This is a genomic window from Puniceibacterium confluentis, assembly GCF_007923445.1.
GTDB lineage: Bacteria > Pseudomonadota > Alphaproteobacteria > Rhodobacterales > Rhodobacteraceae > Puniceibacterium > Puniceibacterium confluentis.
The window spans coordinates 1-9283 of the sequence record NZ_VOJI01000052.1; the positions used below are offsets into that span (position 1 = coordinate 1).

Sequence of the window (9283 nt, forward strand, 5' to 3'; positions counted from 1 at the left end):
GTCCGCGCCAAAATAGGCATGCCATCGATAATGAACCCGATAAACCTGCCCGACATGGGCAGAATGAATGGGAACTGGGAATCGGACGTAAAAACTGGCTCTTCGCGGGCGCAGATACCGGCGCGGAAACCCTCGCACGCGCGATGACTGTCATTGAAACGGCCAAGCTGAACGGTCTCGACCCGCGGGCCTATCTGGCTGACATTCTCGACCGCATCCACGATCACAAGATCAACAGGCTGGATGAGCTGCTGCCGTGGAATTGGGCGCCGCTGGCATCAGCAATGGCCAGTCAAGCCGCGTAAGCTGCGGTATCAACGGGGCGCTTACCGTCCAGCGTCTCTTCCACAATCCGCAGCTTCGCGGCCGACGGCCAGCGACGTCGGCGGCCAGCATCGGAGATGATCTTATAGTCAGACATCAGCACGTGCTTACGGTTATCCCTAAGCCTCCATGGTTATGCCTGAGTGTCCGGGCAAAAGAGGTGCCAGTTCACTGGTAGAAAAAACAGGACCACCTCTGTTCTAACCGCCCTTTTCTCCGTCGAAATTCTGCGCAAATTTTTGGCACGCCTTTAATGATTGCAAAAATTCATAGCTTTCTGACGCTTCGCACCTAGCGGAGTACGTATTCAGTTTTGAAGAACTTCGGCGCGTAACTCACTCTGAGTTCAGCGCATCGAGAACCAAAAGTTCGGCTTCTCGCATCCAACTTGGTTGGCGTGCCATACCAATATTCGACGGCACGCGGCGGGTCCAAACACAAAATCTTCCCAGCAGTATTGTCGTCTGTGCTTTTACAGAGAGGTCGATGAAATGTGTGAAAGATGTGGAGATACCTACAAGAACATCATGGATGCCTCCCGTAGGGGGTTTCTGAAAGGCGGCGCCGCCGCCGCTGCCGGGTTTGCCCTTCCTGCGTCTTTGGCTGGGCTAGTGGGGGCTGGTCCCGCTGCGGCACAAGGCATGACGACGATTAAAGCCACACATGGCAGCGGTTTGTGCAATCTTGGTATTTTCCTTGCCAAGGAGCGCAACTTGGCTGCCGCAGATGGGGTTGAATTGGATTTTGTTGTCACACCCACAACGACAGATGTGGTGACCTTGTTCGGGGCAGGTTTGGTCGACATTTCGGTCATCCCGTACTCTAATTACATCACTCTGGTCGACGCAGGCGCGCCGGTTCAGATCGTGGCGGGTGCAGGTGTCGAAGGCTGTATCATGGTCGGGTCCGAAGGGATCACGACAGCTGCAGATCTTAAGGGCAAGAAAATCGGAACATTTCAGGCCGACACGCTGGAAGTGCTGCCGTATGATTTTCTGACCAAGGCGGGGCTGTCGTTCCAGGACGTCGAAATGGTGTACCTGAACACCTCTCCGGAATTGGCTGCTGCGTTTATCAACGGAGCGATCGACGTTGTCAGTCATATTGAGCCTTATGCAACCCAGTGCCTGTCTGAACGTGCGGGCTCCACTGTCCTGACCGATGGTCTGGATCTTTACGGTCCGCAGTATTCGGACTGCGTTCTGGCGGCGCGCATTCCGCTAATCGAAGAAAACCCCGGGGCTGTCAAAGCGGTGATCAAAGCGATGATGACAGCGCAACTGCAATCCGAGCAGGACGTCGATGCGGCTTTGGCTGATACGGTCGGAACGTACTACAAAACCTCGCTTGAGGCGCTAACACTGGCGCAATCGCGTCAGCCTGTGATGATCGACCAACGTAACAACACCGGCTTTTTCACCGACCGTTCGGTTTCGATGCAAAAGATGGGCTATGTCAAAAACACATTGCCTGAAAGCGCCGTGAACTGGAGCTTGCTGGAAGAGGTTATTGCCGAAAACGCTGATCTGTATGGCGCATTGAAACTCAAGTCCGCCTGATTGGAGGAATCAAAGTGACCGACCAGGCAAGCCCTGCACCCGTACGGACGCAAGACAGAAATGGCGTCTCGAGGGATCATCCGCTGCGAAAACTTCGGGCCAAAGCGGCCTCGGTCACCTGGGTTCTCGCCTCGCTGGGGATGTTCGTCGGAATTTGGGAATTGGCGTGGTGGCGGGGGTGGGCAAATCCCCTCCTGCTGCCACCTCCACATATTTTCCTGTCCAACATGCCGGAACAGTTTCGGTTCTTTGATCCCAACGGGCAGCGCGCTGGTGCACTCAGTTCCGGTGGGTCCGTCTGGTCGGTGCTCGGGGTGGTCGGGTGGTCGTCTTTCCGGGTCTTGCTTGGGCTGAGCCTTGGCTTTGTCGCATCCGTGTCGGTGGGTGTGGCGATCAGGTATTTCGATGTTTTCGGCAAGTTGGTCTTGCCTCTTGTCACGATGTTGGCGCCGATTTCGCCGGTGGCTTGGTTGCCTGTTGCGATCTTTATCTTTGGCATCGGAAATCCGCCGGCCATTTTCCTGGTCTTTGTTGCGATCTTTTTTATTATGGTTCTGGCGACCCTTTCGCAGATCGACGAAGTGCCCGCACATTACATTCAACTGGCTCGGGTCATGGGGGCCTCCAAGCGGCAAATCTATTGGGGGGTCATTTTGCCCGCGATCTTGCCGGGTCTGTTTGTGACCCTTCGGATGAATCTGTTTGCAGCATGGATGGTTGTGCTGATTGCCGAGGCGGTTGGCGTTGGATCAGGCCTTGGGCAGGTTACGATGATGGCGCGCAATACGTTCAACGCGAGCCTTGTTTTCTTCACCATGACACTGATCGGGCTTGCCGGGTTTGCGTTTGATCAGGCCCTGCGGCTGATCCAGAAACGTATCTTGTGGTGGATCGGCCCCAGCAATGTAGGGGGACTTTGACATGACACTGGGATTATCCATCTCCAACGTTTCAAAGGTCTGGAACCCGGACGGGCCAGAGCCTATGCCCGCGGTGCAGAATCTGACGCTTGATGTCGCATTGGGGGAATTTGTAGTGCTGCTGGGTCCTTCCGGCTGCGGGAAAAGTTCACTTTTGTATATCGTGGCCGGGCTTGAGGATGCGACGGGCGGATCTGTGACGTTCGATGGTTTGCCCATCACGAAACCTTCCCCCGAACGCAGCCTGATCTTTCAGGAAGCGTCTCTTTTCCCCTGGCTGTCTGTGCGCGACAATGTGGGATTTGGCCTGACCATCAAGGGGATGGCCCCGGAAAAACGCACAAAGCGGATCGACGCCCTGCTGCGTCAGGTCGGGCTTGGTGGCGTTGGCGACAGGCGTCCGCATGAATTGTCCGGTGGCATGCGCCAAAGGGCAGCCTTGGCGCGTGCGCTTGCGATGGACCCCAAAGTCCTGCTGATGGACGAGCCCTTTGCCGCGCTGGATATCCAGACCCGCGCCAGAATGCAGGACCACCTGCTTGATATCTGGCAAAGCTCCGGCGCCTCGGTTCTGCTGGTGACCCATTCCATCGAAGAGGCCCTGGCCTTGGCCGACCGGATCATTGTTTTCACAGCGCGCCCCGGCCAGATCAAGGACGAGATCAAGATCGACATGCCACGACCGCGCGATCGGTATGCACCTGAAATGATTGAGCTAGCAAAGCGCTGCGAGGCGCTGCTGGACGAAGAAGTCACAAAAGCATTCAAGCAACAGGAACTGTCGTGAATATTAAAATTATCTCCGCCCGATGGATTGTCAAAGGCGCAAAATCCGAAACAGAGCCGATGATTATCGAAGATGCTGCCCTGGCCCATGAGGATGGCGTTATCCTGGCCGTCGGGCCTGCCGCGGATATCCGCGCAGCCTATACCGGCGCCGCAGAAACAGAGTATGGCCACCATCTGATGATGCCAGGGCTGGTTAACAGCCATCATCATCTCGGGATTACCCCGCTTCAGCACGGTGCGCCGGATTATGCGCTTGAGCTTTGGTTTGCTGCTCGACTGTCGATGCGCGATATTGATCCCATGCTCGACACGCTGTTTTCAGCCTTCGAGATGATCTCGTCCGGGGTCACGACGGTTCAGCATATTCAGGGCTGGGCGGGGGGCGACTACGGTAGGGTTCACGCATCCGCCAGTGGTGTGCTCGCGGGGTACGAGGCAGTCGGTATGCGTGTGTCCTATTGCTATGCCGTCCGCGAGCAGAACCGGTTCGTCTATGAAGCCGACGAAGATTTCTGCCGCCGCCTCCCCCCGGATCTGGCCAAGGCAATGGGCGCGCATCTGGCTGATCAGGCCATGAGTTTTGACGATTTCATGCGTCTCTTTGATGAACTCACCGATGCCAACGAAAACTCTCGCGCGCGGATCCAGTTGGCGCCGGCCAATTTGCACTGGATGACCGATGAGGGTCTTCTTGCCATGAAGGAGCGTTCGGACGCCACAGGGATGCCGATGCATATGCATTTGCTGGAAACAGCCTATCAGAAGGAATATGCAAAGCGCAGGACCGGAACCACGGCCGTCAAACATCTCGAAAAACTTGGCATTCTGGGCCCGAAACTGACGCTTGGTCATGGAGTTTGGATGACCGAGGAAGATATCGAGATCGCAGCGCATACCGGCACCTGCGTCTGCCACAATTGTTCGTCGAATTTTCGACTGCGCTCTGGGGTTCTGCCCATAATGATGCTGCAAAAACGGGGAATGACCGTCGGAATGGGGATGGACGAAGCCGGCATCAACGAGGATCGCGACATGCTGCAGGAGATGCGCATGGCGCTGACGGTTCATCGTGTTCCAGGCATGGATCCGGCGGCAGTGCCCACCGCCACCCAGGTGTTCCGCATGGCGTCGGAGCATGGTGCCATGACCACAGCATTCGGGGCAGAAATTGGCCGGTTGGAACCGGGGCGGAAACTGGACGCGGTGCTTTTGGACTATGACAGCGCGACCTATCCCTATCAGGATCCGGATATCCCGCCGCTGGATGCGTTGATCTCCCGCGCGAAAACCAAGGACGTACATGCGGTCATGGTGGATGGTGAAATTCTCTATCAGGATGGCAAGTTCACCAAGGTCGATCGTGACGCCATTCTCGCCGAGATTGCCAAGGCGCTGGCTGCACCGCGCAGCGAAGGTGAGCGTGCGCGCCAACGGTTGCGCGACGGGGTCTTTGGCGCAGTCGAAGCTTTTTATTCAGATTATCTGGGGTCGGAGCCTGATCGTGCGCCGTTCTATCTGGGGTCATCTCGAACGTAGCCAAAAGACCCACGCTGACTTTCCTCCAAAGGATTCCCGATGGCAGGTTCTACCATGCCGACTGAGACGGATGCGCAATGTGCCTTTCAGGTCGCACGGGACCGTCGGCTGTTTGGAACATGGCGGCTTTGCGTATGACAGCCGCGCCTATGGCGACGATATCCCCTTCTTGCAGGGGGATCACGTGATCATGCCTTATGCAATTGGTACCAATGGCGTTCGATTCTCGCCCGGAGGGGGCTTTGTGTCGGCGTGCGACTTTGCCGACTGTGCCATCGCAGGATTTGACCGTCTTTACGCCGAAGACGCAGACGCGGCGCGCCTGATGCCATCGGCTTGCATCCGCGGATCATCGGACGCCCCGCGCGCATCAGCACGCTTGAGACGGTGCTTGCCCAGATCACCACCCACTACGGTGCGTGGATGTCACCGCGCGTCGCGACATCGCCCGCGCTTGGGCGGATCATCACAAAGGTGCCTCATGACCCCAACTATTATGTCCGCACGCGATCTGGCCCACGCCGTTGGCCAAGGTCAGATCACCCCGCAAGAGGTCGCCGCAGCTATACGCGCGGTCGCCCAAGCCAAGAACCCCGCGCTGAACGCCATCTGCCTCTTCAACCCCGCATTCGAGGCCGAAGCCGAAGCTGTCGCCATACGGCTGGCCGCCGGTGAAATCCTGCCGCTGGCGGGCGTGCCGGTGTTGATCAAAGACAACATATGGGTGAAAGGCCTGCGCATTACACAAGGCTCAAAGCTGTTTGAAACCTTCATCGCGCCCGAGGACGCGCAGGCCGTGACGCTGCTGCGCCAAGCAGGGGCAATGGTGCTGGGCATCTCGACCTGTTCGGAATTCGCCTGCAAGGGAGCAACCTTTTCGCCGCTGCACGGGATCACGCGTAATCCGGTCGATCTGCGCCTTACGCCTGGCGGTTCTTCTGGTGGTGCGGTGGCGGCTGTCGCTGCTGGGATTGTCCCGCTCGCCCTTGGCACGGACGCGGGCGGATCCAGCCGACGCCCGCCTGCGCATGTAGGCATTGTCGGGATGAAGCCAACACTGGATCTAGTCCCCTATGGCCCCGGTTTCGAAGAGCCGGTCTGCGACGTCTCAGTGGTCTGCCCGATTGCCCGCGACATGGGCGACATCGCCTTGGCGATGGAGGTGTTAACCGGTGTCACGCCCACCGCGCCGTCAGAGATACGGCTGGCCGCCTCACCCGAATTTGGAACCGGACAGGCCTTGGAACCCGACGTTTTGCGCAATTTCAACTTGGCGATGGAAAGGGTCCGCGCGAGCGGCGGCACTATTGTGGATGCTCAGATTGATTGGCCCGAAAACACCTCTGGTACCGACATCTTACCGCTGCAATGGGCGGGCCTTGCGCATCTTTATGAGTCAGAATGGGAAAAAACGCCCGAACTGTTCGACCCAGATCTTGCAACACAACTGAGCGCAGGCATGGCCCTGACGGGTGCCGAAGTTGCCGCAGCGCATCAAGCAGGCCACCGGATGCGCAAGACGCTGTGCGCAGCCCTTGCACGCTACGGCGTGATCGCGACGCCCACGACACCTTGTCCGGCTTGGGCCGCAGATCAACTGGCCCCGATCTTGATCGCAGGCCAGCCCACCAATCCACGTAGCCACGCCGCATTTACCCCACAGGCCAATCATGCAGGCGTTCCGGCCCTGTCCATCCCTTGCGGCACCGACAGCAACGGATTGCCTTTGGGCCTGCAACTGATCGCGGGCGCAGGCTGCGACGCAGAGCTGATGGGGCTTGCTATGGCGCTTGAACCGATCCTCAAGGACCTTGGCTGATGAGTCTAGAGGATGTGACTGCCCCCAACGGCATCGATGTGCCAATATGGGTCTACGATGATCCACAACTCAACGTAACATTTCATCGGGGACGAATCGCCCGAACCAAAAATCCTCGGTTGCATACCTCACTTCTAGCTAAGCTCTGGCAACCAGCCTAATTCTTGATCTAGGCGGGCAATCAGGGATAGCAGGGCCTGTTGAGATCGCTGAATGATTTCCTGAGAATAATGTTCATCGAACTCAGCATCCTCGACAAGGTCAGAAATCTCAGCGTGGTTTGATGCATAACCGGCCTTTAGAATTGAAAATGCGTTTAAGAAAATGCTGAAATTCGCGCTTTCCAAAGTAGTATCCTTTAAATTCAAGATCACGCCCAGCTGGCAGGCTCCCAACAAGTGGTGCGGTTTGGTTGTAGCGCATCATCGGGCAGACCTCACCCGATTTCCAGTCAGAGTTTTTAACTTGCGGTAGTGGGTGGGCCCGGTGGGTTTCCCCTCCGGACCCGTGGGGAGACCCCGTTACTCAGAACGGGATCTCGTCATCGCGGTCGACCAGCTCGGGGTTTTCGTTCTCGGCCGACTTCGGGCGGCTCAGGAAGTCGACCTTCTCGGCGATGATCTCGCAGCCGTAGCGGTCGTTCCCCATGCTGTCGATCCACTTGGTGTAGTGGATGCGGCCGTGGACGAGGACCTTCATGCCCTTTTCACAATGCTCAGCGACCGTCTTGCCGAGACCGTTGAAGCAGGTGATGCGGTGCCATTCGGTGTCCATAACCCGGTAGCCGTTCTCGTCTCGCATCACTCGGCCTTCCGAGAGGCGGGGGCGTGAGGTAGCGAGGCTGAAGTTGGTGATCTTGGTGCCGCTCTGGGTGGTGCGGACTTCGGGGGTCTGACCGATGTTGCCGGCGAGGATGACGATGTTCTGCATGATAAGCTCCTGTGTGTCCTGTCTTCGGGACCGTCCCTTCGACAAGACCCTGAAAAAGCCCGTCGGGTGACGCGTGCACGGTGGACGGAACAGACGCCGGAAACCCCCAAAAGACCGGGGTGGAGCGGGCAGGACGCCAAAGGCGGCCAACACGGCCCGGACTGACGCGGGGTTGCACGCAGGAGACCGAACGGGATTAGGGATTGTCAGTCGAAGAGATGGCCCAGGAGACAGAGAGATGCGGGGAGCCCATGCCAGTCCATGTCCCCTTGCCAATCGGGACTGCTTTACCCCAAGCCTGGCACACCGCTGGCGGCCAAATTGGCGGTCCTCAGCTCTCGCCCCCCTGCCCCTGCCTGCTGGGAAATGCGGGGCCCTGTCGCGACAGGCTATCGATACCGGAACATCTAGGACCCGGTACGCACCCAATAGCTAATTGCGATCTCGGGACGAAGTCGCTCAACGCGTACAGAAAATGCAGAAGGAAGTCGCCGGGGCAATCTCCACGGTCTTGGATTGGCAGATGGCGAAAGGTTGCACCAAGGCGGAAGCCATCGCCATGGTATGGACCACTTCCTGGCCGAACTGATCGGGGAGAGTGGAAACCGCTTGTGCGCCGACATCGTCGGATTTCCGGCACCCTGAGTTCTTGGCGCCAACCTGGTCCGGTCACGGCCGAAAACTACGGCTGTTCGTCGATGTGGCGGCGATAGATTGACGGCGGACGACATGGCTGCATGGAAAACTCCGGGTTCAGTCTGGGTCGGACGGATCAACTGCGTCCAACTCGAAAATCGTTGCCTCGGGTTTTGGCCCCATCACACGCGTTGGCAGATTAGGCGCAGGCGATTGCCCTCTGTGGTGCCCCTTCACCAACACAACCTTACCGCTGCGATAGCGCCGCTCATGTTCGCTCACCCAATGGCGAACAGGGCCGCTTCGCCCGTCCTCGACCTGACGCTCGAACTCAAGGCGAGCCTGCCGCTCCTGCATGTGAGCTGCGGCCTGCGGACCAATGCGGATTGTAAGATGGGATTTCTGCGCGCCTAGAATCCAGGACTTCCCGAACTTTCGAGCGGTCTTTGCATCTTTGGCTGTGAACGTCTCGTTTTTCGTGGGAATGATGCCACCCAAGTCCGAGGAAACCAGCATCGCAAAGAGCGCGTAGGGGATGAAAAGATCGTAGCCTGTTTCAACTTGGTGCACCGTGCGCCGACCGTTGATCATTTCCATCGTATCACCGCTCCGCACAAGGAAATCGACCATGGAACGGCTCAAATCGACTTCGACGTTGTCGTAGTTCAACTCGCCTGTCGGATTTCGCTTCACTGACCTTCCCCCGCGGTTAGGGCCGGTTTGATCTGGAATCTTCCGGTTGGGTTTGAGTGTTGAGCGGCAGCGTGGAG

At 57.9% G+C, this 9283-nt stretch carries 8 protein-coding genes and 1 pseudogene; 6 read left to right on the forward strand and 3 right to left on the reverse strand.

The features are described from left to right. The 6 genes from FOY53_RS22140 to FOY53_RS22165 form a co-directional block, all read left to right on the forward strand. The coding region (locus tag FOY53_RS22140; protein ID WP_246107516.1) for a transposase domain-containing protein at positions 1-305 on the forward strand (305 nt) is incomplete at its 5' end. Positions 306-851: 546 nt separating this feature from the next. Then, complete coding sequence (locus FOY53_RS22145) at positions 852-1883, forward strand: ABC transporter substrate-binding protein (RefSeq protein ID WP_222435327.1); 1032 nt, start codon at positions 852-854, stop codon at positions 1881-1883. A gap of 14 nt (positions 1884-1897) precedes the next feature. Further along, the gene (locus FOY53_RS22150) at positions 1898-2803 is read left to right on the forward strand and encodes an ABC transporter permease (RefSeq protein WP_222435328.1); all 906 of its coding nucleotides are present in this window, start codon (positions 1898-1900) and stop codon (positions 2801-2803) included. Between the two features lies 1 nt (position 2804). Continuing rightward, complete coding sequence (locus FOY53_RS22155) at positions 2805-3590, forward strand: ABC transporter ATP-binding protein (RefSeq protein ID WP_146592473.1); 786 nt, start codon at positions 2805-2807, stop codon at positions 3588-3590. Continuing rightward, a complete protein-coding gene (locus FOY53_RS22160; RefSeq protein ID WP_146592474.1) occupies positions 3587-5128 on the forward strand; it encodes an amidohydrolase family protein in 1542 nt (513 codons plus the stop codon). Before FOY53_RS22155 ends, FOY53_RS22160 begins: the two co-directional genes overlap by 4 nt. A 496-nt stretch (positions 5129-5624) precedes the next feature. Beyond that, positions 5625-6947, forward strand: coding sequence for an amidase (locus tag FOY53_RS22165; protein WP_146592475.1), 1323 nt, complete (start codon positions 5625-5627; stop codon positions 6945-6947). 134 nt (positions 6948-7081) lie between these two features. Here FOY53_RS22165 and FOY53_RS22170 read toward each other — a convergent pair whose 3' ends face one another. From FOY53_RS22170 to FOY53_RS22180, 3 genes and pseudogenes are all read right to left on the reverse strand, one after another. After that, positions 7082-7294 (reverse strand): hypothetical protein, encoded by a 213-nt coding sequence (locus FOY53_RS22170; protein ID WP_146592476.1) that lies wholly within the window; start codon positions 7292-7294, stop codon positions 7082-7084. A gap of 178 nt (positions 7295-7472) precedes the next feature. After that, entirely contained in the window at positions 7473-7877 is a 405-nt protein-coding gene (locus FOY53_RS22175) for a single-stranded DNA-binding protein (RefSeq protein WP_008335991.1), read from the reverse strand. A gap of 753 nt (positions 7878-8630) precedes the next feature. Beyond that, positions 8631-9283, reverse strand: a pseudogene (locus FOY53_RS22180) (hypothetical protein); the annotation flags it as partial.

Coding starts and splice junctions, on each gene's coding strand:
- FOY53_RS22175 (WP_008335991.1), bottom strand. CDS start 7,877: ATGCAGAACATCGTCATCCTCGCCGGCAACATCGGTCAGACCCCCGAA.
- FOY53_RS22145 (WP_222435327.1), top strand. CDS start 852: ATGGATGCCTCCCGTAGGGGGTTTCTGAAAGGCGGCGCCGCCGCCGCT.
- FOY53_RS22155 (WP_146592473.1), top strand. CDS start 2,805: ATGACACTGGGATTATCCATCTCCAACGTTTCAAAGGTCTGGAACCCG.
- FOY53_RS22165 (WP_146592475.1), top strand. CDS start 5,625: ATGTCCGCACGCGATCTGGCCCACGCCGTTGGCCAAGGTCAGATCACC.